This is a genomic window from Hufsiella ginkgonis, from assembly GCF_009834915.1.
Taxonomy (GTDB): domain Bacteria; phylum Bacteroidota; class Bacteroidia; order Sphingobacteriales; family Sphingobacteriaceae; genus Hufsiella; species Hufsiella ginkgonis.
Map to the genome: position 1 here is coordinate 121108 of NZ_WVHS01000005.1, position 26895 is coordinate 148002.

General features: G+C 49.8%; 27 protein-coding genes. 5 read left to right on the forward strand and 22 right to left on the reverse strand.

Annotated elements, in window-relative coordinates; all coding sequences use genetic code 11:
* The 19 genes from GS398_RS19295 to GS398_RS19385 all read right to left on the reverse strand — a co-directional run bounded on the left by GS398_RS19295 (position 1) and on the right by GS398_RS19385 (position 18424).
* Positions 1–702: a GDSL-type esterase/lipase family protein gene (locus tag GS398_RS19295; protein ID WP_160908464.1), complete on the reverse strand. Its 702-nt coding sequence runs from the start codon at positions 700–702 to the stop codon at positions 1–3.
* On the reverse strand, positions 699–1634 hold the full coding sequence (locus GS398_RS19300) for a glycosyltransferase family 2 protein (RefSeq protein WP_160908465.1): 936 nt from the start codon (positions 1632–1634) through the stop codon (positions 699–701). The genes GS398_RS19295 and GS398_RS19300 overlap by 4 nt, the downstream gene beginning before the upstream one ends.
* Positions 1622–2812, reverse strand: coding sequence for a glycosyltransferase family 4 protein (locus GS398_RS19305; RefSeq protein ID WP_160908466.1), 1191 nt, complete (start codon positions 2810–2812; stop codon positions 1622–1624). The genes GS398_RS19300 and GS398_RS19305 overlap by 13 nt, the downstream gene beginning before the upstream one ends.
* The gene (locus tag GS398_RS19310; protein WP_160908467.1) at positions 2809–4323 is read right to left on the reverse strand and encodes a glycosyltransferase; all 1515 of its coding nucleotides are present in this window, start codon (positions 4321–4323) and stop codon (positions 2809–2811) included. The genes GS398_RS19305 and GS398_RS19310 overlap by 4 nt, the downstream gene beginning before the upstream one ends.
* Positions 4308–5156: an alpha-1,2-fucosyltransferase gene (locus tag GS398_RS19315; protein ID WP_160908468.1), complete on the reverse strand. Its 849-nt coding sequence runs from the start codon at positions 5154–5156 to the stop codon at positions 4308–4310. The genes GS398_RS19310 and GS398_RS19315 overlap by 16 nt, the downstream gene beginning before the upstream one ends.
* Positions 5153–5953, reverse strand: coding sequence for an FkbM family methyltransferase (locus GS398_RS19320; protein ID WP_160908469.1), 801 nt, complete (start codon positions 5951–5953; stop codon positions 5153–5155). The genes GS398_RS19315 and GS398_RS19320 overlap by 4 nt, the downstream gene beginning before the upstream one ends.
* Positions 5943–6707: a class I SAM-dependent methyltransferase gene (locus tag GS398_RS19325; RefSeq protein WP_202406140.1), complete on the reverse strand. Its 765-nt coding sequence runs from the start codon at positions 6705–6707 to the stop codon at positions 5943–5945. The genes GS398_RS19320 and GS398_RS19325 overlap by 11 nt, the downstream gene beginning before the upstream one ends.
* A gap of 7 nt (positions 6708–6714) precedes the next feature.
* Positions 6715–7749, reverse strand: coding sequence for a WavE lipopolysaccharide synthesis family protein (locus GS398_RS19330; RefSeq protein ID WP_160908471.1), 1035 nt, complete (start codon positions 7747–7749; stop codon positions 6715–6717).
* A complete protein-coding gene (locus GS398_RS19335) occupies positions 7749–8474 on the reverse strand; it encodes a glycosyltransferase family 2 protein (RefSeq protein WP_202406141.1) in 726 nt (241 codons plus the stop codon). The genes GS398_RS19330 and GS398_RS19335 overlap by 1 nt, the downstream gene beginning before the upstream one ends.
* A 2-nt stretch (positions 8475–8476) precedes the next feature.
* Positions 8477–8809, reverse strand: coding sequence for a cupin domain-containing protein (locus GS398_RS19340; RefSeq protein WP_202406142.1), 333 nt, complete (start codon positions 8807–8809; stop codon positions 8477–8479).
* Between the two features lie 5 nt (positions 8810–8814).
* Entirely contained in the window at positions 8815–9534 is a 720-nt protein-coding gene (locus GS398_RS19345) for a glycosyltransferase family 2 protein (protein WP_160908472.1), read from the reverse strand.
* Entirely contained in the window at positions 9527–10153 is a 627-nt protein-coding gene (locus GS398_RS19350; protein WP_160908473.1) for an HAD family hydrolase, read from the reverse strand. Before GS398_RS19350 ends, GS398_RS19345 begins: the two co-directional genes overlap by 8 nt.
* Positions 10143–10796 carry a PI-PLC domain-containing protein gene (locus tag GS398_RS19355; RefSeq protein ID WP_237488257.1) on the reverse strand — a complete coding sequence of 218 codons (654 nt, stop codon included), beginning with the start codon at positions 10794–10796 and terminating at the stop codon, positions 10143–10145. Before GS398_RS19355 ends, GS398_RS19350 begins: the two co-directional genes overlap by 11 nt.
* Positions 10778–11521, reverse strand: coding sequence for a hypothetical protein (locus tag GS398_RS19360; RefSeq protein WP_160908474.1), 744 nt, complete (start codon positions 11519–11521; stop codon positions 10778–10780). Before GS398_RS19360 ends, GS398_RS19355 begins: the two co-directional genes overlap by 19 nt.
* Before the next feature lie 75 nt (positions 11522–11596).
* Positions 11597–12991, reverse strand: coding sequence for a class I SAM-dependent methyltransferase (locus tag GS398_RS19365; RefSeq protein ID WP_160908475.1), 1395 nt, complete (start codon positions 12989–12991; stop codon positions 11597–11599).
* A 4-nt stretch (positions 12992–12995) separates the two neighbouring features.
* A complete protein-coding gene (locus GS398_RS22585) occupies positions 12996–14270 on the reverse strand; it encodes an ABC transporter ATP-binding protein (RefSeq protein ID WP_160908476.1) in 1275 nt (424 codons plus the stop codon).
* Positions 14271–14298: 28 nt separating this feature from the next.
* Positions 14299–15168 carry an ABC transporter permease gene (locus GS398_RS19375; protein ID WP_160908477.1) on the reverse strand — a complete coding sequence of 290 codons (870 nt, stop codon included), beginning with the start codon at positions 15166–15168 and terminating at the stop codon, positions 14299–14301.
* 19 nt (positions 15169–15187) lie between these two features.
* Positions 15188–17602, reverse strand: a complete 2415-nt coding sequence (locus GS398_RS19380; RefSeq protein WP_160908478.1) for a GumC family protein — start codon at positions 17600–17602, stop codon at positions 15188–15190.
* 72 nt (positions 17603–17674) lie between these two features.
* Positions 17675–18424 (reverse strand): polysaccharide biosynthesis/export family protein, encoded by a 750-nt coding sequence (locus GS398_RS19385; RefSeq protein WP_160908479.1) that lies wholly within the window; start codon positions 18422–18424, stop codon positions 17675–17677.
* A 571-nt stretch (positions 18425–18995) separates the two neighbouring features.
* On the opposite strand from GS398_RS19385, the gene GS398_RS19390 reads away from it, so the two are divergent.
* Positions 18996–19142: a hypothetical protein gene (locus GS398_RS19390; protein WP_160908480.1), complete on the forward strand. Its 147-nt coding sequence runs from the start codon at positions 18996–18998 to the stop codon at positions 19140–19142.
* A gap of 4 nt (positions 19143–19146) precedes the next feature.
* On the opposite strand, the gene GS398_RS19395 is transcribed toward GS398_RS19390, so the two are convergent.
* Entirely contained in the window at positions 19147–20028 is an 882-nt protein-coding gene (locus tag GS398_RS19395; protein ID WP_160908481.1) for a hypothetical protein, read from the reverse strand.
* A gap of 233 nt (positions 20029–20261) precedes the next feature.
* Here GS398_RS19395 and GS398_RS19400 point away from each other — a divergent pair, with 233 nt between their 5' ends.
* On the forward strand, positions 20262–21233 hold the full coding sequence (locus GS398_RS19400) for a GDP-mannose 4,6-dehydratase (protein WP_160908482.1): 972 nt from the start codon (positions 20262–20264) through the stop codon (positions 21231–21233).
* 231 nt (positions 21234–21464) lie between these two features.
* Here GS398_RS19400 and GS398_RS19405 read toward each other — a convergent pair whose 3' ends face one another.
* A complete protein-coding gene (locus GS398_RS19405; protein WP_160908483.1) occupies positions 21465–23189 on the reverse strand; it encodes a glycoside hydrolase family 3 protein in 1725 nt (574 codons plus the stop codon).
* 107 nt (positions 23190–23296) lie between these two features.
* Between GS398_RS19405 and GS398_RS19410 the strand changes: the two genes are divergently transcribed.
* The gene (locus GS398_RS19410; protein WP_160908484.1) at positions 23297–24364 is read left to right on the forward strand and encodes an acyltransferase family protein; all 1068 of its coding nucleotides are present in this window, start codon (positions 23297–23299) and stop codon (positions 24362–24364) included.
* A 27-nt stretch (positions 24365–24391) separates the two neighbouring features.
* Here GS398_RS19410 and GS398_RS19415 read toward each other — a convergent pair whose 3' ends face one another.
* Entirely contained in the window at positions 24392–24589 is a 198-nt protein-coding gene (locus tag GS398_RS19415) for a hypothetical protein (protein ID WP_160908485.1), read from the reverse strand.
* 121 nt (positions 24590–24710) lie between these two features.
* Here GS398_RS19415 and GS398_RS19420 point away from each other — a divergent pair, with 121 nt between their 5' ends.
* On the forward strand, positions 24711–26192 hold the full coding sequence (locus GS398_RS19420) for a glycine--tRNA ligase (RefSeq protein WP_160908486.1): 1482 nt from the start codon (positions 24711–24713) through the stop codon (positions 26190–26192).
* An 18-nt stretch (positions 26193–26210) separates the two neighbouring features.
* A complete protein-coding gene (gene gmhA, locus GS398_RS19425; protein ID WP_160908487.1) occupies positions 26211–26786 on the forward strand; it encodes a D-sedoheptulose 7-phosphate isomerase in 576 nt (191 codons plus the stop codon).
* Positions 26787–26895 lie beyond the last annotated feature (109 nt).

The window sequence follows — 26895 nt, forward strand, 5'->3', positions numbered from 1 at the left end:
TTATTCGTTCACGTACTTTAAAACCGCGTTTCTCCACACCACGTAGCCATCCAGCGTGAGGTGTACGCCGTCCAGCGTCAATTTCTTTTTTATCTGTGTACCATCTAAAAACAACGGGAAAATATCGATATAGGTTGCCTGGTACCTGGCACAGATCGTGCGGAGCTGGTCGTTATATCCCTTAATCACGGCTACCGTTCCCGGGTTGTTATCAGGAAGAATAGAATGCACATAGATCCTGGTCCGTGGCGATAGCTTCTGAATGTGCCGGATGATCTCCTCGAAATTACGCATGGTTTTCTCTCGGCTTACCCGCTGCCCGATGTCGTTGATACCGTCCATGATAAAGATCTTTTCAGGCCGCGGTGCGGCAATCGAATCTATTCTTGCCAGTAATTCGCCGGTATTTGTCCCGGCAATACCGCGGTTCTGAACCTTCAGCGAATTAAACATAGGGGTAACCGGGAACGACTCGACAAGGCTGTTGCCAACAAACACGATATCGGTGCTCCGGATGGGAAAGAACCGGTAGTAGGCTTCGCGCTGCGCCAGCACCTTATACTTGTTGTAAGTGAAGGTCACCATCGAGTCTTTAGACGTATCGCGCGTGCGCGCGTAGTAGTTGGCGGCTCGTTTCCAGGCGAAATGGGCTGCAAAGAGGAAGTTAGCCGCTAACGACAAAATAAGCAAGTACTTTCTCATAAGCCCAGCCTCCTTGCCGTTTTGGCTTTTAAGAGTGCGATACGTGCGCTCATTGAAATCCGCCTGGCATCGCCGCTGCGGATACCCGCAAAAAATGTCGCTTCGATCTCCTGTTGTACCCCGGCGGGGAACCTCTTCTTCAAGCCCAGGTACTGGACGTACCGGGGTGCCAGGGACTTTTTTAACAGGTCGTAATCAATCAGGCCTGCGGATCTGAGCAGCGATAAGGCCCTGATCTCTTCCACGAAACTTTGCCCGGTAGCGTACATAGCCGTGCTCACATCCCCGTCGTGTTTCCGGAAGTAGTTAAGGGATTTCCCGGATACGAATACATTACCTTGCCGGGCGATCTCCGTCCAAAAAATCCAGTCGCCGCACATCTTAAAGGACGAATACCTGTTAGAAACGCCGTAAAAAGCCGACCTTTTGAACAGGGCCATGCTCGCGTTACAAAGCAGGCAGTAAGGAAACAGACAGGTAGCTATGAAATCCGGTCCGGCAAAGTACTCGCTTAATTTGCGGTGGCTGGTACGTTTAAGCACTTCGCCGGTACGGCCCACAAGCGTAGACTGCACGTATCCGAGCACACAATTCTCCCCGTGCCGGAGGCCTATTACCAGGTTGTCCAGCAAGGTCGGCTCGCACCAGTCGTCGCTTTCGGCAATCCATATATATTCGCCCCTGGCAAGGCCGATGCCTTTTTCCCATTGTTTAAATGGAGAGCCGCCATTGCTGTCGTTGTACACGATATGGCTGATCTTCGGGTGGCCGCGATACCGTTCGATCACCTCCCTGCTCTGGTCGGCAGAAAAGTCGTCGAGGATAATGAGCTCGAAGAACTGGAACGTTTGGCCAAGCACCGAATCGATGCGTTCCTGCAGGAAAGCTGCGTGATTATAATTGGGGACGATTACTGATACTACCGGTTCCATGGATAAGCGTTAATGGTTTGCCGGATAATGCCCAGGAGCTTTTTGCCGGCGAGGCGCACCTCGTATTTTTCTGCCAGTTTGCCTGAAGCTTCGCCCATTTGATGTCGCAGCACAGGGTTGTCGAGGATACGGATGATCTCCGCCGCCATGGCCTCCACATCGCCGTAAGGCACCACCAATCCATTCTGCCTGTGAGAAATCGCTTCGGCCATGCCGCCCGACCTATCGAAACAGATCACCGGTTTTTTGATGGATGCCGCCTCGATGGCCACCAACGGAAACGGATCTTCGCGGGAGGTAAGCGCAAATACATCAAAGAGCTGGAAATAGTTTTGCGGCTGCTGCTTCGTCCCGGTAAAGATAAAATGCCGGTCGATGTCGAGCCGCGATGCCTCGTATTTCAACTGTCCTTCGATTTCATCGCCGATCTCGCCTACCCAAATCATTTTTATTTGCCCGGGGCGCAGCTTACCGAGCAATAATCCCAGTTGCAAAAACCAGTCGGTCCCTTTTCGCCAACCGGCGATACCGCTGCCGCCGATGATCAGTTCGCTGGTAATCTCTAATGAGCGTTTTATATCCGCAGCGGCGATGGTAGCGGTTTTAATCCGTTCGGGATTAATAAACTCGTACACCAGGCTGATTTTTTCGTACGCGACCGATAATTGGCCGATCAGCGCCTGCCTGGTACTTTCTGAAACGGCTATGAAATGGTCTACCGGCTGCAGGTTTCGCGGCAGGGTATGAGATCTGTAAAAGGTGTGGAGTGTATATTCATTTTCGTGAACGTGACAGATCACCGGGCAACGGAACAATTCCTTGAGACGTGGCGCCAGGTCGAGACATACTACGGTATTCAGGTAAACGAGGTCGAACGACTTCGACTTTAGCGCCTCAGGGATAACATCCGCTTCCTGGTTACCCAAAAAGCTGGCTCCCAGTTTGCGGAACCTGCGCTCCCACTTACCCGGGAAAACGGGACGATACGTTGGAGCAATCGATTCGAAGGCGGTAAGCAGGTCGCCATCCGCACGCCTTAACAGGATGGTAAGCGTTATGTCCTCCTGTTCTTTTAACCAGGCCAGGAATTCCAGCAACACGATGGGGGCGCCCGTACGCGATGCGTCATGACTTACAAAAAGCACGCTCGCTTTATTTCCCGGGGCTACAGCGGTCATAGGCGGTCGATGATAATAGTTTCGGCATGTTTAACCACGCTGTTGGACGGGACAGATCTATACACAAGACAGTTAGCGCCGACAATCACGTTATCGCCGATTTCGACACCCTTTAAAATGGTTACGTTGCTGCCTATCCAGCAATTCTTCCCGATTTTGACGCTACCGAGCGTAAATTTATCTTTTTCCACGAATAACCTTTCCTGCAGCAATGCGGGGTCGGGCCTGGAATATGCGTGGTTATGGTCATAGATCTTCACGCCTTCGCCGAATTGGCAGCCGCTGCCGATGGTTATCTCAGAAAGGCAGTTTATGGAACAGTAGTTGTTAAAGAACACCCGGTCGCCGATGGTAAGCGTTCCCTTGTCCTGGATATGAATGCTGCAGAACTCGCGCATCTCTACGTTATTCCCGATGACGAGCTTGAATTCATCACCGAATAATTTAACATTCCTGGATTTGCCGATATTAAACGAAGCACCCAATGTTACGCCGGGATTGTTCTGAAAAACCATGGCATGGGGGCCTGCCGGGGTTTTACCAAATAACCTGAGGTATCTCATTTTAAAAAAGAATTTTGGCCGGCTAACCGCGGTAACCAGCGGATACCATCGCTTGCCGATCAGCGTGATTAGCCTGTAATGTATGAAATTAACTGCCGAGGGGAAAGTTTCCTGCTGCCTGGTGTAAATATACACCGCATCCTGCTTTCTGCCGGCGGCTAACAGATCGATGATCAGCGGGTGAATGAGCGGTTCGAAGATCTGCCTGCATGCTGCTCCGCTGAAGGCCGCCGGGTCGAAATTCTTTAAAAAGATGGAAGCTTGTGCCAGCCGCATATTCAGCTGGTTTCCCGACATGTTTGAATCGTGCCTGCGATAATAGAACAAGCGATCTTCCATGCCCAGAAAGCATGCGCCGGCCCGCGCCATGCGAAGCCAGTAGTCCCAGTCCTCGCAACATTGTATCACCTCTTCCTGCAGGCCGATCCGCTGCAGCAGCTCCCGTTTAAAGATCACTGAAAGTACGGGAATATAATTCCACTGGTATTGCAGGCGATACATTTCTGCCGCACCGAACAACCCGGCTATCGTGGGATATGGCTCGCAGTTGTTTATATCGCCGTTATAAAACGTCCAGCCGCCGGAATAAATAACATCGGCTTCGGGATGCAACCTGCCTGCCTCCAGTTGCCGTCCGAGCTTTACAGGCACCCAGAGATCGTCGGCGTCGAGAAAAGCGATCCACTGCCCTGCTGCCGCCCGCAAGCCCGTATTCCTGGCGCCACCCAGGCGCTTGTTCTCCTGGGTGATCAGTTTCACCCGCGCGTCGGCGGAGGCATATCGCGTGGCGATAGCGGCGGTTTCATCCGTAGAGCCGTCGTTTATGATCAGCAGTTCCCAGTTTGGCCAGCTCTGGCGGATAACGCTTTCGATAGCGCTTTCTATGAACGCAGCCGCATTGTAAGCCGGCATCACGATGCTGACCAAGGGATTCAGATGCGGATCCATGTTTCGGGAATTAAATCGCTGGCGTTCACGGAAGGGTCGCGGAACCATGCTTTAGGAGCGACGACAATTTTCCGCTTATTGGCGTTCAGCCAGGCTCCCCACCAGCTAAAACTACTGTTGGCAATGATGTTGTGTTTACACAGCGACATCAGGCGAAGGTCTTCGAAGCTCTTTTTCCCATCGTTGCCTTCCACGAAGGTATGCTGGCCGGGAAAGGTGATGTTCGCTTTCACCCAGGGTATATCGTCTGAAAAGATAAAATAATGAGGATTTACCACGTTTGCTTCTATGTATGCCATGGCCTGGCGGTAGTAATCGGGCGAACATACACCGTGAATGGAAGCCGACGGAAGCGAAACATAGTCGCCTCTCCGGAAATGTATGGCCACCGCATTTGAATGTACAATGGCGTCGATCACATGCTGCGATCCCGGTCCCGGGGGTATTTTGAAGGTAAAGTCGTTTCTTAACACATCGCTCACCTCCGCAAAATATTTCTCCGTTTGCCAGTACCCGATCAGGTGGGCGTCGCCCTTTATCTGCAATAAGGCCGGGTCGAATGGTTTGCCGTCTTCATTCAGGTAAGTCACCTGTTTAAGCTTACGCGCTAAACGATAGCCAAAGGTATTTCTTACATCGTTAAAATTGCTGAAGCTGACGTTGAATACATCCAACTCAAATTCACGAAAGGTATAATCGATTTCGGGGTTGCGGGCCAGCAGCATCGAAAGATCGACTACCAGCCTGGACTTGTTCTTTATCGCCAGGTGCCGGCCAAATGCATACTGGAACATCTGGTTTCCGAGCCCGCCCAATAGCGTAACGACAATCATTTCCTGTGCGAAAAAAGCAATGACCTGATCTTACCGCGCAGTAAACTTAAAAAAGTGTTGCGTACCACAGGCGGTTGAGGGAAAATTGCAGGATCAACATAGGTGGCGTTTACATATAGGTGGTCACCGGTTACGGCGTCGGTTTCGTCTTTTACCAGTACGAATCCGTTGGCGGTCATATACGAATAGATCTCGCCTGCAAGCGGCTGATCTTTATACAAGTGAATTTTGGAGACTTCCAGCCAGATCGCCTTTACCGACCGCAAAAACTCCCCGGCACCTTTTAGCACCCGCAACTCAGCACCCTGCACGTCCATATGAATGAAGTCGACAGACGACAGGTTATGCCGCAGGCAAAAATCCGCGATGGTAGACAGTTTGACTTTAATCCGATCCGTGAATTCGATAAAGTCGACCAGCTCGAGGTGTTTGTCGGGTTGCAGCAATGAGCTGGATTTATTACCGAAATCCCAGTTTTCGTTTGCCGGCTGCCTGGTACTGGAAGATACAAAAAACTCCGCGTCTCCGGGTGCGTCCGAGAGTGCGAACGGCTGCGGAATGACGTTCGTTATCCCGTATTTTTCCAGGTTGCGCCGGATAATACTCATATTTCCCGGGAGGGGCTCGAACGCATAGATCGTGGCCTGGGGAAACATCCGGGAATATTTTATAGAATCTTCGCCTTCACAAGCTCCTATTTCAAAAAAAACCAGCTGCGCAGCTCCACCGAACAGCAGCTTCAGTTCCTCCCCGATGGGGCTGGGTTGCTTTACATATTCGTCTCTATCATATTTCATGGCGGTCGTTCTTTTTTTGTGCAAACACGTGGAGGCCAAAATTCAGCAGCTCAAACGATCGGGTATCTTTGTCCGAAAACCGCTGCAGGGCCGTTAACAGCACATTCGCAGCGATCATTTCTTTTTGTGTAAGACCATCTTTTGAGTAAAGAGAGGCAATATGCCCGATCCTGCGCACCTCCTGCGCTACATATTCGAAAAAATTGCCGTTTGCCTGGATATCCAGTATATCGAACCCTTTGGCGCCCAGCTCCTTTTCATAAAAAAAACGGTTAAAGCCGGTATAATAATGGTAAGGGGCAAAATGGGTAAGGCTGCAAAAGGGAGCGGTAATAAGCAGGTAACCTCCCGGTTTAACCAGTCTCGAAAATTCCGAGATCGCCTCGCGCGGATTGACGATGTGCTCGAAAACTTCGGTACACATCACCGCGTCAAAAGAATGATCGGGCTCCGGGATAGCGGCGATATCAGAAACGATATCCAGTTTGCCGTAATCCCAGGCAGCCATCTGCAACCCGCTGTTGTATTCCTTCGGATCGTATTGGGCAAAGTCCTGCGAAACATACGTTAAATGACCACAAAATTTACGGAACTGCTGTTCGCCCGCGCCGGCATCCAGTATCCTTGCACCTTTGGGGATCCTGGCCAGGTTCCCGCGGATCCAGTCAACACGGGTGGATTCATTCTTCGTGCCCACTGCCAGCGGCTTATTGAGCCCAAGGATCCTTGTAAGCAATGATTTTATTATCCTCATGACCATGTTATAATACCCCGGGGATTTTTTCCCCGAACGCACTTTCCAGGTAAGCTTCGGGGAAATCTGTTACTTTATTTAAATATAAGGATAACCAGTCAGCAAAGGTCATTTGCTGCAGGGAATGCACTTGGTAATATTTGAACCTGAACTCGGTGCGCAGATCGTATTTTGGCCAGTACACGTCGAGCTGCGAATGGTCGATCACGCAGAAGTATTTCGCCATCAGTTCCCAGCTTTGCCGCAGGGTCCAATCCAGGGTATGACCCATCTTTTCGAAATAATGGCTGCAGTAGTACAGCTCACCCAGTCTCAATTTAGAGAATTCGGCGATCGAATATGCATTGGCGTCTTTTAACTTCAGCACGCGTGTATCGGGAGCTATCGTCCAGTAGTTCAGCATGTCGGCAATTGCGCCGAACATGATCATATCGCCGGCGCCATATAACCGGTACTTGATCGTTCCCAGGCTGGTGATTACCAGGCGCCCGTATTTTTGCGGCCCTGCGGCAGGGAAGGCCTCCAGCATATCGTTAAACAACCGCAGGACCGGGGTGGAATAGATCCGCTGGTCTGTGCGCGTTTTAAGTACGTGGTCTGCACCGGCATCCCGCGCATGCGTCATACCTGCAAGCGTACTTACCACCTGGTAATTAATGTTTTGGTTACCGTTATACGCGGGGGGCTCGCTAACTATTACGGTGACGCCAAGCGCCCGCACCCGGTTAAGGGTGGCGGCATCCTCAGTAGTCCAGGTAGAAAGAATGACCAGCCCGGGGCTGATTTGCCGCGCATACAATGCCAGTGTCTGGTACGTAAAGTCATCATGAAGGAGCAAAGGACCCTGCATCACAATGGCCTGCCGGCCGGTCAAACCGCTTTTACCCACGTAAATGTCGCCGGTGGTTACCGGCCTGGTATTAAGCGTATAGAAATTCCCTTCCGCCTGCCCGTTCAACGTGACCAACCTCTCCAGCAACACTTTTTTGTTTACCCGCGGAGAACGGACCAGGTGATCGAACATGCGATGAAGAAATCCCATTACGGCAGCGCTAAATATTTATCGAGGTCCCCGGGCGTTCCCAGGCCATGCATTTCAGAGAATTCCATGTTATAAATGCCCGTCCTTTTCCCGTTCCTGATCGTATAATTATATACGGGACAGGTGTAAAATTCGTTATTTACGCGGTCGTTACTCACGATCATGTCGATTGCCCCGTCCACAAAATCGCTGCCCTTACTAAAGAGATAGATCCCTACGGTGGCAAATTCAGAAATGGGTTTTTTTTCCTGCACCTCGGTAACGATCCCTTCGGCGTCCAGCCTGGCGAATGACCATTTCGGGCTCAGCTCATGGTCAGTAAACGTGAGGATCGAACCGTCGAGACCGCGCTCAAAACAGTCGTCGATATACTTCCTTACGCTGATGTCTACCAGCTGGTCGGAATTAGCGATCACCAGCGGCGTATCGTTGTTAATGTATTCGCGGGCGAACAGCACGGTACAGGCGGTGCCCTCCGTCAGTTTATCAATGGCGATGAAACGAGCATTGTATTTTTCGGAAATTTCCTTTACCAATTCCGCCTCCGCCTCGAGATGCTCCCGGCGGCCGATCAGGATATATTGCGCTTCGGGATAAGCCAGGTTCTCCATTACTCTTACGATCATAGGTTTACCGTTCACGTCTATAAATGGCTTTGGTTTTTCATAACCGGCTTTTACAAACCGGCTTCCTTCGCCGGCCATGGGGATCACTATATTTATCATTCTTATTGAGGGTCTACGTATTTATCATTACCGGCTCCGGGAACCTTCACTACACAAGTGGTTACAGGCGTCAGCGTACGGAAGTTGGCGGAGGTGCCGGGAGGAACCTTTAAAATGTCGCCTGCTGAATAGCGCTTTCCATTCACTTCTACTTCCCCTGTAACGATCACTGTAAACTCCGTGGCGATCTTGTGGTGGTGGCTGGCTTCGTATTCGCCTTCTGCATACTGTTTCACGCCGACTTCCACGTCGTTGGTCCGGTAAAGTGTCGGTTCAAAGTTGCCAACGAACCAGCCCTTAACCATATCGGCAAGGTTATATTTTTCTATTTCCATGAGATTTACTTTGATTCAAAATCCTTGAGCATTTGTGGTGAGTAAAAGGAGTGGTATTTTCCGGTGGCTATGTGGTAGTTCATCACCTTCCTGCCAAGCAATACATATTCGTTCATTACCGGTGAAATATAATAATTTCCGTCTGTTTGCACGTCATTTTTGATGGCGCTGAAGGCACATTCAAAGAACACGGAAGCCCGGGCAAAGTAATAATAACCAGCGATGGCATGCTGGCTGATCGGGTTTTTCTCGGCGGTTTGCACCACTTCGCCGTCCGCGATACGGGCATACGACCAGCGAGGATGTACCGATTTAAACGTAACCACCCCAGCCTCTGCGCCGGTGGCTTTCCAATGGTCCATTATCCTGGTAAAATCTTCATCTATCACCTGGTCACCGTTCAATACCAGCAGCTCATCCTCACCGGAAACCTTATCAATGGCCATCAGCACGCTGCATAAGCCGCCGCGTGTATCTTTTTTGAGCCTGATCACTTCACAGTCGGGCGACAGCAGCCGGAGTGTATTGTCCAGGTGATATTTCCGGGCGTCTTCTTCACGGACGATAAAGATCAGCTGCCGGTTTCCCGCTATTGCAGAAACCTTCTCCACTACCAGCTGGACCATCGGCGTACCCTTTACGTCGATAAGGGGCTTGGGGTAGGCATAACCGGCGTTATAGAACTGCTCCGAAGAGCCTGCCAGCGGAATAACGATCTTAAGCATTGTTTATCTCCTCCAGCCTTTTAGTGATATTATAATAATGCACGTCCTCGGTCGATTCGACTTTAAGCAAGTGCGCACCGGCAGCCATCGCCGCCTTTATCCCATTGTCGTTATCTTCTACAACGAGACATTCGTCGGGCCGAAGGCCCAAACGCGCGATGGCGTTAATGTACATCTCCGGGTCGGGCTTGCCATGCACCACGTCTTCATTCGAAATATAGAAATCGAGGAACGGGGCCAGCGCCGATTTCTCCATCATGATCTCGATCGAGCGCCTCACGGAATTTGAACAAACGGCCATGCGGTAACCCTCCTTTTTTAACCGCGACAAGGCAAACTGGTGCTGAAAAATGGGCTTGCATTTTGCATAAACGATCTCCATCGTATATTGCTGCTTCAGTTCGTTTACAAAACCATGCAGCTTCCTGGGAAAGCCCCCCTCCATGCTTAGCATTTCGAGTTTCTTTTTGGTGGGCAGCCCGTCAAAAGTCACCAGGTGATCGTATCGGCTGATCTCGGAGCCAAACAGCTGCAGCGCTTTATTCAGTGCTTCGTAATGCCACTCTTTGGCTTCGATAAGCACCCCATCCATGTCGAAAATAATAGCCTTAATTTTCATAGGTCGAAAAAAAATGTGTCGCATCTTCGGGTAAGTCCGTACAAAGTATCACCTTTTCAGAATGATGCAGGCCGCTGTTTTTCAAAAGCTTCCACAGTTCAAGAGGTTCTCTTTTATGCAGTTCGGGTGATACGATCGCTACTGATTTACCATTGGCCGCATGTGCTTCGATTACAGCCGCATCGTACCAAACCGATTGAAAGGCATCCAGCCAGATCCCGGCACATTCTTCGTAAAAAGCCGGTTGGGGCTCGTATTCGCTTTGGCGGCTAAAGAATCGTATACCTGCGCGGATGTACCCCAGCGTATCCGGTATCGACATATCGAACACAAAATAATCGGTAATGGCGTATTGATCTAGCAAAACCCGGAGCGCTGCCTGTAGCCCATCAGCTTTGATGTTAAGCGCCAGGGGCAGCGACGGGTAAGTTCCTGTTGCCCGCTCGAAAAAGGCATCAGCAGTAATGGCGCTTTCATTGGCCATGTCATGCGAGATCACCAGCGATTCGCGGTGGTCCCTGAGATCGGTTTCGGTGCCATAACCCAGCGAGAAAGACCGGTCGAAGGCTTCCCAGCGGTTTTTTTCCGCATCGCTTTTCCAATAACCACGGTGACTGATAATGATCATAGCGCTTGATTCCATTTATTAAGAAATGCAGTTTGGGTTTCGGTACTGAAGTGATACGCGAAATCGTCGCCAGAATGGGGAAACACGTCCCGTGCGTCTATTTGCAGGTTCGTTAATTTAAACGTGCCTGCTAACCTGTTAATCACTTTCGCAATGCGATCGCCCCGCTCAACGAATTTTTCACGCAGGTCCAATGTGGTTGGGAAATGAATGAACACGATTTTCTTCCCGGGGAACCTGCGGTTTATCGTGCTGAAGAAATTAACATACGTTTGCTCGAGCTCATCGGGGTCCAACAATCCTTTATTCTCGAAGAGCGACATGAACTCGGGTGAATGATCAAGATCGGAATAATTGGCGCAAAAACTCCATCCTTCAGTACGATGGGTAAACTTTTGGTCCGTTAGCTCCGAAAATGAGTCGATAAGCACCCAATCGGCGGTTTTACGCGGATGCCCCCATTCGAACTTCTCTTGCTGAACAATAAAAGGATAGACATTATCGCGGGCGATGAACGGCCCGACTACCGCTGCCGCGGGACGGGCTTTTCCATTAGCAAGATCAACGAACAAATCGGCGCGAACCTTCTGCATGTTGATCAACTCCTTAGCTGAGGTTGTTTTATTAAACTTGAGATTAAAAACGTCCTGCCCGAGACAGGCGGTTCTTCCCAGTACAAAGTTGTTGTATGCCAGGTAATTTTTCAGCCTATGATAATTAATCCTTAAAAGATCAGCCATTTCCCGCCTTCTATTTTATAAGTACATACCCGTTATCGGTAATCGCATTTTATCGTATTACCGTGCGCCGCCTGTTTATTCGGCTACGGCGCTCAGGATCATCGTGTTCCACAAATAAAGTATACGGCCCCTGCCTTTGAAACCGGTTACCTTAAAACCTTGCTCCTGCAATAACCGGGTGGCCATTTCCTGCGTCCAGAATTTTTTTATGCCGTTTTCAGACATCCGGTTTAGCTGCGTGCGCTTACGTCCGGTGATGCGTAGTATAAATTCTTTCGCAAGACCGTGGTACGAAATACATGCGATCAGCCGTCCGCCCTGGGGTAACAGGCGCTTACACTGGAGGATGAACTCCTTAGGATCGTCTATACGTTCGATCAGCCCGAAAAACAGGATCGTATTGACTGGCAGCGTGGTCTCGAGCCGGGGCGCTGCGGGATCTACTTTCATTCTCGTGCAGTTAACGCCCTTGGAGGCAAGGTATTTAGCCAGCGATCCATCATCATAGTCTAACGCAAGCACGGCAGCATCGGGCATGTTTTCCAGGAGCGGCCACAGCCCTTTAAGTAGCGAAAGCGCGTACAAAGTAAGGTTGCCATAGTTAAGCCTGGCTAATTTCTCCCGGTATGCCTGTACAAAGTACCTGTAGGTGCCGGCGCTCTCTTTATTCGTAGACCTGTGGTTGTAAGGTCCGGGCGTAAAATGAAAATAACCTGGTTTTATCACTCCGTCCATCGGTTTATCGCGCCATAGAATCTCATTCCAGATGGCAACCGGCAGCGTAACTAACTTAGCATCGATGAATTTTTCCCACGTCGCAGACAGCCTGCCGGAAAAAAAGCTAAATGCAATGCGGTTAACAAGGGGATTAGTCAGTCTTTTCCGGTGATCGAACAGTGAAAAGTATTTTAACCCGAGGTCGAACGCGATCCCCGGATGATATAACTTCGGGTAACTGCCTGTAATAACTGACAGGTAATCGTCAAGGACGCTGCACGTTCCGGCAAACACGAAATCACCCAGGTAAAACGGATGATAAAGTTCCGAAACGAGGAGCTTTTCCGGGCTCACGGGATCGGTCATCAGCCAATTCCAGAAGCTGTCCGGCATCTTCATATCCGTTCTTATCTTAACGACCATGTCGGAAGATTTTACCGGATACCTTTCTTTTAGAAACTCTACGCCTTGTTTCACGGCGTAATGATGTTTAAAACGATGATCGACATCCAGGGGGTAAGGCGATTCGAGCAGGATATTCGGTGCGGGGAAAAACGGCGCCTCTGCAACCAAGTGCTCGTCGGACCTCCAGGTACAAACTACGAACTTAATACGGCGGCGTTCCAGTTGTGCGACATTAGCTATTACTGTGTTTATCGCATTAAATCCCTCTATGGAATTATTCGGCCCCTGCCCGAAGGTAAGCAACGGTCCCTGGATAACGCAGAAGATATTTCTTGATTCCCCCTCCATATTATTATTTTTCAACGGCCCAATCCGGACGGAAAATACCCGCGCGCCCGCGCGACCTGGCGGTCTGGTATCGCCTGCCAAGGCCATTAACGTTCTCGAGCGAAAAATTAAGCGATCCTTCTGCGGTGATAATGCGCTTAATCATATGGATGCCCAGGTCGAACATGATCCTGTATGTACCGATCGCGAGCGTGTTTCCGGGGATCACAAATCGCTTGCTATATACACCGGGCGTTACCAGTTCCGGCGAATCGCTTTGCCTGTCGTCAAACTGTACATACGCCAATTCGTATCCAAATTCAGAATACAACGTAAACCCCACTATAAGGCCATGTACAGGTTTTAAAACTTCGAAGTTTACGCCGATCTCAAGGTCCGAATCCGTTTGGAAAAAATTAAACTCGTTTTTACAAACCACCCAGGTTTTGTGCAGCCTGATGTGCTCGTCGCCTTCATTGCCCTCCCATGCGGTATCGCCATTGAGCGGTTCGTCGTCAGCGTAGATCTTTACCGCAGTTTCCACGTCGCCGCTAAACCGCAGCTGCCCGTTATCCAGTACGATCGCATTATTGCAAAGCGTACTTATCGCGCTCATGTTGTGGCTCACAAACAGCACCGTACGACCTTCTCCTTTCGAAACATCCCCCATTTTACCGAGGCATTTTTTCTGAAATTCCACATCGCCTACAGCCAGCACTTCATCTATCACCAGGATCTCTGAGCGGAGATGTGCCGCTACCGCAAAGGCAAGACGCACGTACATTCCTGATGAATAACGTTTTACGGGAGTATCTACATACCGCTCAACGCCCGAGAAGTCTACAATGGCATCAAATTGCGCCTGTATCTCCGATTTGCGCATTCCAAGGATCGCCCCGTTCAGGAAAATATTCTCCCTGCCGGTTAACTCGGGATGGAACCCGGTGCCAACTTCCAATAAGCTCGCAATACGTCCCCTGATCTTAATATTTCCATGCGTAGGTGAGGTGATCCGGCTCAATATTTTCAGTAAGGTGCTTTTACCGGCCCCGTTCCTGCCGATAATTCCAACGGCGTCGCCCTGGTTAATCTCCATGCTGATGTCGCGAAGGCTCCAAACAATATCGCTTCCACCCTTAACGGTCCGGTCGTTTACTTCGCCGATCGTAAGGAAAGGGTCTTCTTTTCCGCGTAAGCGCGCCCACCAGCGTTCCAGGTCGCGGCTAATGGTGCCGGTACCGAAATCACCAAGTTGGTATGCTTTTGATAAGTTTTCGACTTTAATGGCGATCTCGCTCATAATGCTCTTATCATCTGTTAGTAGATCATTAAACGGTATCTACGAAATTCTTCTCTACCTTATTAAAAATCACCAGGCCCAGCAGCAGGATGGCAAGGCTTGCCAGCACGCTGTACAAAAATGCACCGCTATAAAAATGCCCGGCATCCAGCACGCCGTATCTTAACGTTTCTATTACGCCTGTCATCGGGTTCAGGGAAACTATCGCCTTGTATTTAGGCGCGAGGTCTGCAAGCGGGTAAATAACCGGGGTAGCATACATAAACAGCTGCATACCGAAGGAAACCGCGAAAGCGAGATCGCGGTACTTGGTGGTCATTGCAGTAACGATCAGCCCCAACCCAAGTCCGAGGATAGCCATGATAAATACCACCACGGGAAAAAGCAGGATATATATATTAGGCGCAATATGCTTACCGTTTATAAGATACCATAAGTACAATAAGACCATCAACACCAGCTGCATCCCGAATTTCACAAGATTGGACATCACGATACTCAGCGGCATGATAAGCCTGGGGAAATACACTTTTCCGAACATCGCGGCATTGTCTCTGAAAACCGTCGAGGTCTTTACCAGGCAGTCGGAAAAATAGGTCCAGGCCACGATCCCGGTAAGGTAAAACAGCGGTGCAGGCGCCCCGTTGGTACCAAACTGTGCAAACTTATTAAATACCAGAGAGTAAATAAAAATGGTAAAGATCGGCTGAATAAAGAACCAGAGGGGCCCGAGCAGCGTCTGCTTGTAAAATGAAACGAAGTCGCGCCTTACCAATAACCAAAGCAGGTCGCGATAGTTCCATACATCCTTTAAATGCAGGTTGAAAATGTTTTCAGCTGGCTTTATCTCTAAGTCCCATGTATCTGTATGCGATTTACTTGCAGACTCTGTTTTCATGATCTTGTCCCCTGGCTGCTTAATCCTGGCTGCTTTTGCTCTTTCTTTTAAAAAAGCTTTTCTTTTCCTTGTCTCCGCTGGTATAGCCGTAACCATATCCATAACCATAGCCGTAACCGTAGCCATAACCATAACCATAACCCTGGCCGATACCGAACACCCCTCTCGCTTTTAAGCCGTTAAATATGATATTGATATTCTTCAGCTCCTGGTTTACATACAACTGTTCTATCAGCTTCAGGTAATTCTTCGGGGTGTACTTGTGGCGCACCATGTATAGGGTGGCATCGCTATGCGCGTTCAGGATCTTGGCATCGGTAACAAGCCCGATCGGGGGTGAATCTATCAGGATAAAATCAAACTCATCGCGCAGCTTTTCTATCAGCATTTCGAGCCGGCCGTTCAGCATCAGCTCCGTAGGGTTGGGAGGGATCGCACCTGCCGGGAAAACCACCAGGTCCGGGACATTGAGACTTACCATAGGGATGGCAATTTCTTCGTAATTGGCCAAACCTGCCATGTAGTTACTGATACCGGGCTCGCGCTTAAGATTCAGCATCTTACTCACTTTTGGCTTGCGAAGGTCGAATTCCAGGAGGGCGATTTTCTTACCGGTAAGCGCGATACTTACGGCAAGGTTGATGCCCATAAAGCTTTTTCCTTCACCGGAAATCGAGGAGGTAACCAGGATCACCTTCTTATCGCCCTGGATCCCCACATAATTCAGCGACGTTCGCAATGCGCGGAGCTGCTCCGCAATGATCGTCCGCTTGCCATCTCTAATGACGAGGGTCTCGCCACTCTCATCGTTCATGATCTCCGCCAGTACCGGCGCCCCGGTGATCTTCTCAATATCGGCCCGGAACAGCACTTCCTGGTTATACTGCTCGCGGAGCAGCACGAATATCACCCCTGCAATCACCCCCACCGTAAGCGCCATCAGGTAAATGGTAACCGGTACGGGCTTCACCGGTGTACCGTTACCTTCCGCATAGTTTACAATGCGGCTTCCCGCTACGGCAGATGCCTTAGAAAGGGAGGCTTCTTCTTTCTTTTGAAGCAGGAAGGTATAAATATCGTTCTTGATGCCTTGCTGGCGACTGATCTCCAGCAGCTCACGCTCCTTTTGAGGGACCGTTCTCATTAGCCCCTCGTTTTTCGCGTTTTCTTTGTTATAGCTCCTTTGGCGCAGCAGCAGCGCCTGCCGGGTGGAATTAATGTTCTCCAGCAAGCTAGGCTTCAGCTTCTCCAGTTCCTCCCTTACCGCGCGCACCGCCGGGGCGTTTTCCCCGGAGATCTGCAGCATACCCGCCAGCTGTTTCTCTAAATTATACATTTTCCCGATCAGTTCGCCAAGCATAGGGTCTGCGATCCCCGAAGCAGGTACCGCACTTGCTACTTTGGATCCCTTCTTCACGATGTATTGCTCCACCTGATCGAGCAACAGCAGCTGGATCTCCAGGTCAGAACGTTTCTGGTCGGTCTTTTCCACACTGCTCAGCACGCTGGCGCCTTCGGCAGAAAGGTTAATGATCCCTTCCCGCATGCGGTAGGTCTGCAGGTCGTTCTCTACTGCCGCCAGCTCTTTTGCGACGATCTTTAACCGCTCATCGAGGAAAGTAAGCGTATTAGCCACCATCTCGTTCTTGTCGAAAACACCTACTTTGTTATATACGGCGATCACGCTGTTCAGCTTGTCCTCGGCACGACGCGGCGAATCATCCGCCAGTTTAATGTTGATCAGGGATGATTGACGGCCTGCCGGCGCAACGGCGATCGATGCCATCAATCCGCGCGAAACGGCCTTTACGCTGCGCACCTGCAGGTAATACTCGCCGGGAAACTTATTGCCGGGCTCGGGAAATATCCCCGGGCCGGAAGATTCGATCTTAAAAGTGCCATAGGGCGTTTGCACCCAGCGGTCCATCGGGTAAGGCTTCCCGTCGATCAGCAATACGTGTTTGGAAGACAACAGCTCGAAGCTTACCGGGATATTGCCGGAGTTGACCAGCAGGTCGGGATTCATGGCGGTGAAAGTTACCGGCGCCGGGTAAATCAGTGCATCGCGCAATGTCCCCTTGTTATACACCTGTACATAGTACTTGGTCTCACGCGCCACCTGGTCCAGCAGCGTCCGCGATTTAAGCACTACGAGCTCGTTTTCAACGATCTTAGCCGAGCTCGAAACGCCCATAGCCTCGAGGATACTCGCTCCGTCGGTACCGCTTCGCTCGTCCTTTAATAAGATGGTCGCTCCTGCCTCATACAACGGCGTCTGGTAGTTGATATAGAAATACCCGATAGTTACCGAGATCACGATGGTAATCACAAATATCGGCCAAAAAGGTAAATAACGGAAGGCCAGTATATTCAGCGCATTTTTCGAAGATGTTTGTTCAAATGGATCGTTACTTCTTTTCTCAGTAGATTTCATTCTGATATATTAGTTTTCCTGCCAATCGCGCAGGGTTATTACGGGGATCAGCCCATCTGGCATCATGCCCGGTTATTTAAGAAGCTGAAGGTAAATCACGACCAGGAATGAGATCGAGCTCAGGATAATGGAATAGAGCTGGAAACCGCGGTTCAGCGGCAATGATTTCTCCTTCACCGGCGGAACATAGATCACATCCCCACTCTTAAGGAAGTAAAAATCTTTGCTGAAGACCTGGTCGTCAAGAAGGCTGAAGTGAGTAGTTACGCGCTGCCCGTTTTCCTCACGGATGAGCATTACATCGTCGCGTTTAGCATAAAGGGTCAAGTCGCCAGCTGCGCCGATCGCCTCAAGTAATGTCATACGCTCACTCGGCATCGGTATCGCTCCCGGGCGTGCAATCTCCCCAAGCATGGTGATCTTGTAATTAACTACCCGCACCGATACGATAGGCTCTTTAGCAAGTTTATCTTCCAGGATTTTATTGGTGATGGCGGTTGATAGTTCCGCTTTGGTTAATCCTTCGGCTTTAATGTTCCCCAGGAGCGGTAATTTTACCAAACCGCTTTCCTGTACCAGGTATTCGCCGGCTTTAGCTCCCCCGTTCAACGTTTCGGTCATAGACGGATCAAGCGTAGTGATCCAGATCTGCAGGACGTCGTTCTTGCCGATCACCGGTTGAAAAGATTGTACCGAAGCCGGTGCGGAGCCATCTTTCAGGTTGCCAAAGTAGGTAAGCTTTTTGCTGCTGAGACAGGATGATAAACAGGCAATCGCGAGTCCGCAAAAAAATATCGCAAGGCAATGAGAAATGCGTTTCATTAAGTATTTATGTTTTTAAAGGGCTCACTAAGCTCAGATCCCACCGTTACACCACACCTGTAGCCTAGCCACAAATTTAAAATTTTAAAATTATATCGCAATTACTTTTGATCTTTTAAAAATTAGGGTGTCGAAAATTTGAAATTTGAAATAATTTTCAATTTCGCGTCCTTCCACAATATACTTTGCGAGGCAATTTCTTTGCCCGTCCGATAAGATAAAAAAACGTTAAATCTTCCTTTTAGGTATCGGCAGGAGGCCTTTTCAATGTAAACCACATTTAGCCTTTTAAGCATAAGTTCATTTTGGGTTAAAAAAGCCCCGAAATCGCTAAAATAGCTCATTAGAAAAACCGCCGTTTCATTAAGGATTTATTTACAGGCATAAACATGTATTAGCAAACAATTAAAAAAATACCGGCATGATAAAAAGTATACTAAAAGTGTAACTCCCAGAACTATTTGTGTTAAGAAGCGTTATATATGTAACTGATTATAAATCAAATAACAGTATTTAAAACGGGAGTGCTGTAAGGGTTTGCAATCGATTAAGCGAGCTACAACTTTATATCATGAAAGCGACTAACAATATCCGGAATTCAGACGGCACACGTAAATTCTTCATTTTCAACCACGAACTTATCGCCTTTATAATCGGGAATGCCCTTGTTCTTGGGTTTTTCATGACGGTACTGGCTATCGTGATCTCCCTGAGATAGGGGCCTATTTCTCCATAGGAATAATATCCGGGTGAACGGTATATAAGATGTCCAGATCTTTGCCGCTGGCCTCGAGCAGTGAAATGTTCTTCGCCTGGATGGCCGACAGCATGCCTAAACCAACCTCATCCCCGAAGGCCTTATAGAACGTTGTGAAAGCAGAAAAGTCTTTAATAAAACACGGTCCGCCTGCGCCGCGTCCATTTTTGTGAACCGGGTTAAGGTATTGCAGTTCACTGTCAGGATAAGCTGCGGCCATGGCTGTTCTCACTTCCTCCCAGTTACCACCCGTCTGTTGACTAATATCGTAAAGCATGTTGTTAAAAACGATGCGAAGGTACCCGCCGGCATTGTGTGCATATTTAATAAGCTCGGCGTTGGCCGCTAAGCACACCGAGGTATAGGGAGCGGACGGCAATACTTCCAGTACCCGTGTTGCAGCTTGCTGGTAACCTTCGTCGTCAAACGGGATCCCGATAATATTTCTTTTCGGATAAGCTGCGTCATGATCGGCCGTAGCTACTGATAGAAACTCCGGGGAATGAAGCACTATGATCTGCGGATTTTCCTGCTGCAGCATCCGTGTCGTTCCCGGCAGCACGGTAGATTTTATTACCGCGATCTTCCCCGTCCCAACAAGCTGCAGTACTTCCCGAAGAATAGTATAGCTGGCCCCGTGCTGCTCTGTAGGAGTAGGGACAGCGATAAATACGATGTCGCAGTCGCCTATCAGGGATTTATTTGCGCTGAATTGCGGCTCGAGGGAATAACATACGGGCTGTAGTCCCCGGGAACTAAAGTCCTTCGCATAACTTGCACCTACCCACCCGGTACCTATGATCCCGATAGCCGGCTTATCACCGTTCAACAATACTGCATCATTCATAGACGTTTTTAACAAAATGCCGCTTCCCGTGTTTTTGAGTCTTCAAAATTACTAAAATAACAATACCGGTTAACCGGCACGGTAATAAATCGATAATAGCTGTTACTAACTACGTTATTACAACGTCATACGGTTGCGTGCTATCGAGTTTTGTCACCGCAATGAAAACTTAACACTACGGGGCTCGTTTATCACGGAGGTTAACAGGAATTTCCCCAATTTTGCTTCGTACCATGAAGATTTTAGTTACCGGAGGAGCCGGATTTATCGGCTCCAGCCTGGTTGACGTTTTGATAGAACAAGACCACCAGGTAGTGATTTATGATAATTTTGATCCCTTTTACGCCCGGGAAACCAAGCTGAACAACTTACGCAACGCGATCGGCTCCTCAGGCGCCATCCTGGTAGAAGGCGATATCAGGGATAAAAAGCTGCTCACGGCTACCCTGGAAGATAACAACATCGAACTGGTAATCCATCTTGCCGCAAAAGCAGGCGTACGGCCCTCCATCAAACACCCGGTCGAATACTTCGATGTAAATGTGAACGGCACAGTATCCGTGCTGGAAAGTATGCGAAATGCAGGGGTTACGCGCCTTGTCAATGCATCCTCATCGTCGGTGTACGGAAATAACCGGAAAGTGCCTTTTGCGGAAACGGATCCGGTAGACAATCCCATCTCGCCTTATGCCGCCAGTAAACGTGCCGCTGAGCTTAGCTGCAGCGTATATTCACATCTATATGGGTTCGACATTACGAGCCTGAGATTCTTTACCGTGTACGGCCCAAGGCAGCGGCCCGATCTGGCCATCTCTAAATTTACCAGCCTGATCCAGCAGGAAGATCCTATTCCTTTTTATGGCGACGGAACCACCGCAAGAGACTACACTTATATCACCGATATTGTAAATGGCATTATTGCCGCCGTTCACCACCTTAACGGTTACCAGCTCTATAACCTTGGCGGCCGGCACACCACTACCTTAAAAGAACTGGTGGATCACCTGGCGGCTTTACTTGATAAGCAGGCTGTTCTTAATCCGCTGCCTCCGCAACAGGGAGACGTAGAAAAAACCTGGGCAGATACCAGCAAAGCCCTGGTAAAAATTGGTTACAGGCCCCAGGTTGGCATCGTAGATGGCCTTAAACGGTTTATCGAATGGTATAAAATGGATAGTAAGCTTAAAAAGCGGCCATCATTATAATTCCGATAAGCGAAAAAAAGGCAAGTACAAAAAAATTACCGATAATAAAGGCGAAAATTCCCCCGTTTACTTCCATCATTTGTTTTAAAGAGCTGGATGGCTCGCTCGTTTCGTTAATTTCCATAGGTATTGGCAGTAGGCTATCTTTAAAACGCAAAACACGCAATAAGGTTGCAGGAAATTAAGAAATTGGTAAAAATACCTGTTAACAGCGTATTTATTTTTGCAAAATCACAAACCATCTCCATTTTTAAAGTACGAATTAATGGTAACTGGAAGCTTTCCCGTCGCTTTTAACTGGCCTGAAATGACCCTGGCGGCGGCACGTTGCAATTCGTCGGTATTCTGGTAATTCACTACCAGTGTTTTGCTTTTTTCTATGCCTGGCAAACCCGCTATCGTGTACGGATTGGCAAATACACAAGTGATGGTGTTCATCCGCGAAAGCTCGGCAATAAACGTTTTGAGACCGGCATTGTAATCGAGCACCGCTCCCGGACGTTTACGGTAATCGTGAATGGCCACGATCACCTGGTCGTACGCCTTAAGCTCTTGCTGCATTTGCGACATATCTGCCTGTGAGGCGATCTTCGATAAAATAAAGTTGGTGGAATTGGGGAAATATGATTTCAGCTGCCGCTGGAAAAGTGAGATCTCCGTTACGCCCAGGCTCACCAGGGCCGTCCGTTTATTGGGATCGGCGGCGCGCAAAAGGCTGTCGCTTTTAAGCACGGTTACCGCAGCATCGGCCAGCCGCTGGTTTAGCGCATTGGCTTCGGGCCGGTTAAGAAATGCTGGTATACCCGTGGTATCTACGGTTAAATGCCGGTTCAGGCCGGTCCAGTACTTCGCTGCCAGCACCTTTTTTACACTGGCTTCTACCTGGTCTTTGGAGAGACGTTTCTTTCTGACCGCCTTACGGATCATTTTAATGGCACGGTCGCTGTTTGCCGAAAGCTCCAGTATATCATTCCCCGCGATCAGCCCGCGCACCTCGGCTTCGCCATCTTTAAAGTATTTCACTACGCCTTTCATCTCCATGGCATCCGAGAACACGATGCCTTTAAAACCCAGCTCTCCCTTCAGGATACCCGTTACGATCGGCCGCGAAAGCGTAGAAGGCAGATTGGGAGTGGGATCCAATGCCGGGATACTCATATGCGCTACCATCACCCCCGAGGCGCCCTGGCTAATCAATTGCCTGAACGGATACATTTCCAGTGAGTCGAGACGTTTGCGGTCAAAAGGGAGCTTCGGGAGGTCGTAGTGCGAATCTACATCCGTATCGCCATGGCCCGGGAAATGTTTGATACTCACCAGCACACCTTCGCCCTGCAAACCCATTACGTAAGCGAGCCCTTTGGCGGCGACGTTGTACTTATTGTCGCCAAACGAGCGGTACCCGATCACCGGGTTAGCAGGATTGTTGTTCACGTCTACATCCGGCGCAAAATTCACGTGCATACCCAGCCGCTTAATATCGAGCGCCACCTGCTTGCCCATTTCCTGAAGGAGCGAGTTGTCGCGGATCGCCCCCAGCGTCATCTGGTAAGGATAAGAGATGGTACTGTCGAGCCGCATGCCGAGCCCCCATTCCGCGTCTATGGCGATCAGCAGCGGCACATTCGCCAGCGCCTGGTATTTGTTGGTGAGCGCTGCCTGGCGTACTGGTCCGCCCTGGAAAAACACGAGCCCGCCTACCCGCTGTTTGCGGATCACCTGGCCAACCGAATCTTCGTACGCCTTGCCCATATTGGTATGCGCCCGGACCATCAGCAGCTGCGCGATCCGCTCTTTTTTGTTAAGCTTACGGTAAACGGAATCAACCCACTTATCCTGTGGTTTTGCAACCGCGCCGCGGGATAAGGATTCGATAAACGAGGTTTTGTCCTGCGAAAACGCCGGAACAGCAAGTAAGGTACAGGAAACTATCAACAGGTGTTTAAAGTTCGGCATTAGCGGGTAAGTGGATGATTTATGGTGCAAATATGAAAAAAAAGACAGAAGGTGGCAGCCGGCGCCGTTTGTTTAACTCGCGCTGAAAGGATATTATTGCTGAATTTATGGAGCGGAACACCAACCCACTATACTTTCTCAGGTTTGTTGCGGCATTGGCCATCGTGTTTTTCCATTATACGCCGGAACCGGAAAAACCCGGGCTGAACTGGCTTAACTATAATTCGGACGAAGCCGTTACGTTCTTCTTTTTTATTTCCGGCTTCGTAATGGTGCTTACAAACGGCAACTACCTAACAGCGGCCGTCGCTTCATTTTCGAAGAACGAGTTCTATCTAAAGCGTTTCGCACGTATTTATCCGTTGTATATTTTCGCGATAATCACGCTGGCTTCCTTTCATTACGGCATCCGGCCGATCGATACCGACACCGTAAAATACCGCCTGATCTTTGAAACCCTGGCTATCCAGCGATGGTTGTATGCGGGATCATTCAACTACCCGGGCTGGTCGATCTCCGCCGAGTTCTTTTTTTACCTGCTGTTCCCTTTCGCATTGGTTTTTATGCGGAGCCACCCTAAAAAATATACCTGGCTGGTTTGCGGCTACTATATCCTGGCCGTAGGCGCAACGCAGGCCCTGGCATACCTGAAAGAAATGCATATGCCGGGTGCGCCCGGAAAAATAGCCGATATCTTGTTTATGCACCCGGTATTTAAGTTTGCCATATTCCTGGCAGGTACCCTTTGCGGGAAAGCATTCGTGGAGAGCAGGATCACCTACTTCCGGAAAAAATGGAACCGGGTCTTTGCCATGCTCGCAAGCGCGGCCGTTATCCTGTTCGCCAAGTATACGTTACCGTTCGAAATGCTGGGATCGGGGCTGCTGTCGCCCGTTTACTTCGTATTTGTCCTGGCTGTCACAGGGTTCAGCAAACGCGGGTCGGCTATTTTCAGCACACCGCTGATGTTGTTCCTCGGCGAGATCAGTTATGGCGTTTATATCCTGCAATACCCGGTTTACGTTTATTTTAACCGGTACCTTACAAAGGTGACCACGCTCCAAAGCCTGGTTTTATATGCTGTTACGCTGGTTATCGTTGCGTCCGTTACTTATCACCTGGTCGAAAAACCGGCCAAAAAGCTGGTCCTTTCCATGGGAGCACGAAAACAATAGGAGGCTTCCGGAGACAACCTCTTATTATTAAGGTTTTGGAACTGAGTCAGGTTTAACGGTATCCCCCGCTGTAGTGTCGGCAGGTAAAGTGGTGGTGGCGTTGGTACTATCAGACATAGTGGAGGTAGCCATTGAATCAGTACCAGATTGGCCCTCTTTACCCGCCGAACATCCCGCGACAGCTAATCCGGCTGCGGCAAGAATCACAAAGATCTTCATTTTCATAGTTTAGCTTCTAGTTAATATCTCTTGGACAACAATGTTCTTATCTTATGGTTTTAAGTTCCTTTCTCATTGTTGCCCGCTCCTTATTTGTTATAAAAGAGTTTCGACTATATTTGCCGCCATGAGCACTTCTTCCGACGATCTGTTTAAAAACGTGATCTCCCATGCAAAAGAGTATGGCTTTGTATTTCCGTCGAGCGAAATCTATGACGGGTTAAGCGCTGTATATGATTATGGCCAGTATGGCGCTGAGCTGAAAAACAACCTGAAAACCTACTGGTGGAAGAGTATGGTTCAGATGAACGAGAACATCGTCGGGATCGATTCTGCCATCTTTATGCATCCCAAGATCTGGAAAGCCTCCGGGCACGTTGACGGGTTCAGCGACCCGATGATCGACAATAAAGACTCTAAAAAACGTTACCGTGCCGATCAACTGCTCGAAGACAAGATCGAACGCTATGGCAAAGACGGAAAGACCGCCAAAGCAGAACGGCTCCAGGCGGATATGGAACAGGCCCTCAAAGACGAAAACCTTCCGCGGCTGCGGGAGCTCATCGTGGAGCACGAGATCGCCTGCCCGGTCTCGGGCACCCGGAACTGGACCGAAGTGCGCCAGTTTAACCTGATGTTCAGCACGCAGATGGGAGCCGTGGCCGACGATTCGGATGTGGTATACCTCCGTCCGGAAACCGCACAGGGCATCTTTGTAAACTACCTGAACGTGCAGAAGTCCGGCCGCATGAAGATCCCCTTCGGTATCGCCCAGATCGGCAAAGCGTTTCGTAACGAAGTGATTGCAAGGCAGTTCATCATCCGCATGCGCGAATTCGAGCAAATGGAGATGCAGTTCTTCGTACGCCCCGGCACGCAGATGGAGTGGTTTGAATACTGGAAGGAAACCCGCCTCAAATGGCACCTGGCACTGGGTACCGACGCCGCAAAATACCGTTACCACGAGCATACCAAACTGGCTCATTACGCCGATGCGGCATTCGACATCGAGTTCGAATTCCCCTTCGGGTTTAAAGAAGTGGAGGGCATTCACAGCCGCACCGACTTCGACCTTAGCCAGCACCAGAAATTCTCCAATAAAAAGCTCCAGTATTTCGACCCCGAAGTTGATCCTAAAACCAATAAACCATACGGGAATTATGTTCCGTTCGTGATCGAAACGTCCATCGGCCTGGACCGCATGTTCCTGCTCACCATGATTAATGCCTTCGAAGAAGAAGCCCTTGGCAACGAAGAAACCCAGGACAGCCGCACCGTATTAAGGCTGCACCCATGCCTCGCTCCCATCAAGGCGGCGATCTTCCCGCTTACCAAAAAAGACGGCCTTCCCGAAAAGGCCCGCGAAATTATGGATAAGCTAAAAATAGATTACAACCTCGTATACGAAGAAAAAGACGCCATTGGTAAGCGCTACCGCCGCCAGGATGCCATCGGCACCCCGTTCTGTATCACGGTAGACCACCAAACACTGGAAGACAATACCGTTACCATCCGCTACCGCGATACCATGGCGCAGGAGCGCGTGGATGCAGGCGAGCTCAACAAAATCATCGGCGGATTGGTAAGCTGGAGTAACCTCCTGGGATAATTGGCGTAAGGAATACATATGACATCACCTACATTTAACGACTCAATTACCGAACTGCAGGAAACACTCCGCGCAAGCACGGCACTCGCACCTGCGGTACACGCCGCAGGATCCGCCATCATTCAGTCACTAAAAAACGGCGGCAAGCTCCTGACCTGCGGCAACGGCGGCAGCGCCGCGGACGCACTTCACCTATCGGAAGAACTGGTTGGCCGCTATAAAACGGAACGCAGGGCCCTACCCGCCATCTGCCTGAACGCAGACGTTACCGCCCTTACCTGTATCGGTAACGATTATGGCTACGACCGCATATTTTCCCGCCAGGTAGAGGCATTGGCCAAAACCGGCGACGTATTGGTGGGCTTCAGCACCAGCGGCAACAGCCCGAACGTGCTTGCCGCGTTCGAAGCCGCCAAACTGAAAGGCACCATCACCATACTCCTCAGCGGGAAAGACGGCGGACAAATGAAAGACACCTGCCACCACGAGATCATCATTCCCAGCAACACCACCGCCCGGATCCAGGAAATCCATACCCTTATCCTCCACCAATGGCTTGAAGCAATAGACAGCGCCGACTGGAGCGCGCTTTAAGAGAGGCGCCCGGGGACAGAGAATGGAGATGGGCCGGTTCACTATTTCCCAAATACCATTTCCTTTTCCCCCCCTTATTTCGTAATTTCGCAAAATAAATTGGTACCCA

Coding starts and splice junctions, on each gene's coding strand:
- GS398_RS19355 (WP_237488257.1), bottom strand. CDS start 10,796: ATGGAATCAAGCGCTATGATCATTATCAGTCACCGTGGTTATTGGAAA.
- GS398_RS19360 (WP_160908474.1), bottom strand. CDS start 11,521: ATGGCTGATCTTTTAAGGATTAATTATCATAGGCTGAAAAATTACCTG.
- GS398_RS19405 (WP_160908483.1), bottom strand. CDS start 23,189: ATGCCGAACTTTAAACACCTGTTGATAGTTTCCTGTACCTTACTTGCT.
- GS398_RS19410 (WP_160908484.1), top strand. CDS start 23,297: ATGGAGCGGAACACCAACCCACTATACTTTCTCAGGTTTGTTGCGGCA.
- GS398_RS19295 (WP_160908464.1), bottom strand. CDS start 702: ATGAGAAAGTACTTGCTTATTTTGTCGTTAGCGGCTAACTTCCTCTTT.
- GS398_RS19395 (WP_160908481.1), bottom strand. CDS start 20,028: ATGAATGATGCAGTATTGTTGAACGGTGATAAGCCGGCTATCGGGATC.
- GS398_RS19420 (WP_160908486.1), top strand. CDS start 24,711: ATGAGCACTTCTTCCGACGATCTGTTTAAAAACGTGATCTCCCATGCA.
- GS398_RS19385 (WP_160908479.1), bottom strand. CDS start 18,424: ATGAAACGCATTTCTCATTGCCTTGCGATATTTTTTTGCGGACTCGCG.
- GS398_RS19305 (WP_160908466.1), bottom strand. CDS start 2,812: ATGACCGCTGTAGCCCCGGGAAATAAAGCGAGCGTGCTTTTTGTAAGT.
- GS398_RS19320 (WP_160908469.1), bottom strand. CDS start 5,953: ATGAAATATGATAGAGACGAATATGTAAAGCAACCCAGCCCCATCGGG.
- GS398_RS19380 (WP_160908478.1), bottom strand. CDS start 17,602: ATGAAATCTACTGAGAAAAGAAGTAACGATCCATTTGAACAAACATCT.
- GS398_RS19400 (WP_160908482.1), top strand. CDS start 20,262: ATGAAGATTTTAGTTACCGGAGGAGCCGGATTTATCGGCTCCAGCCTG.
- GS398_RS19350 (WP_160908473.1), bottom strand. CDS start 10,153: ATGAAAATTAAGGCTATTATTTTCGACATGGATGGGGTGCTTATCGAA.
- GS398_RS19325 (WP_202406140.1), bottom strand. CDS start 6,707: ATGAGGATAATAAAATCATTGCTTACAAGGATCCTTGGGCTCAATAAG.
- GS398_RS19415 (WP_160908485.1), bottom strand. CDS start 24,589: ATGAAAATGAAGATCTTTGTGATTCTTGCCGCAGCCGGATTAGCTGTC.
- GS398_RS22585 (WP_160908476.1), bottom strand. CDS start 14,270: ATGAGCGAGATCGCCATTAAAGTCGAAAACTTATCAAAAGCATACCAA.
- GS398_RS19375 (WP_160908477.1), bottom strand. CDS start 15,168: ATGAAAACAGAGTCTGCAAGTAAATCGCATACAGATACATGGGACTTA.
- GS398_RS19390 (WP_160908480.1), top strand. CDS start 18,996: ATGAAAGCGACTAACAATATCCGGAATTCAGACGGCACACGTAAATTC.
- GS398_RS19365 (WP_160908475.1), bottom strand. CDS start 12,991: ATGGAGGGGGAATCAAGAAATATCTTCTGCGTTATCCAGGGACCGTTG.
- GS398_RS19335 (WP_202406141.1), bottom strand. CDS start 8,474: ATGATAAATATAGTGATCCCCATGGCCGGCGAAGGAAGCCGGTTTGTA.
- GS398_RS19315 (WP_160908468.1), bottom strand. CDS start 5,156: ATGATTGTCGTTACGCTATTGGGCGGGCTCGGAAACCAGATGTTCCAG.
- GS398_RS19345 (WP_160908472.1), bottom strand. CDS start 9,534: ATGCTTAAGATCGTTATTCCGCTGGCAGGCTCTTCGGAGCAGTTCTAT.
- GS398_RS19330 (WP_160908471.1), bottom strand. CDS start 7,749: ATGGGATTTCTTCATCGCATGTTCGATCACCTGGTCCGTTCTCCGCGG.
- GS398_RS19340 (WP_202406142.1), bottom strand. CDS start 8,809: ATGGAAATAGAAAAATATAACCTTGCCGATATGGTTAAGGGCTGGTTC.
- gmhA (WP_160908487.1), top strand. CDS start 26,211: ATGACATCACCTACATTTAACGACTCAATTACCGAACTGCAGGAAACA.
- GS398_RS19300 (WP_160908465.1), bottom strand. CDS start 1,634: ATGGAACCGGTAGTATCAGTAATCGTCCCCAATTATAATCACGCAGCT.
- GS398_RS19310 (WP_160908467.1), bottom strand. CDS start 4,323: ATGGATCCGCATCTGAATCCCTTGGTCAGCATCGTGATGCCGGCTTAC.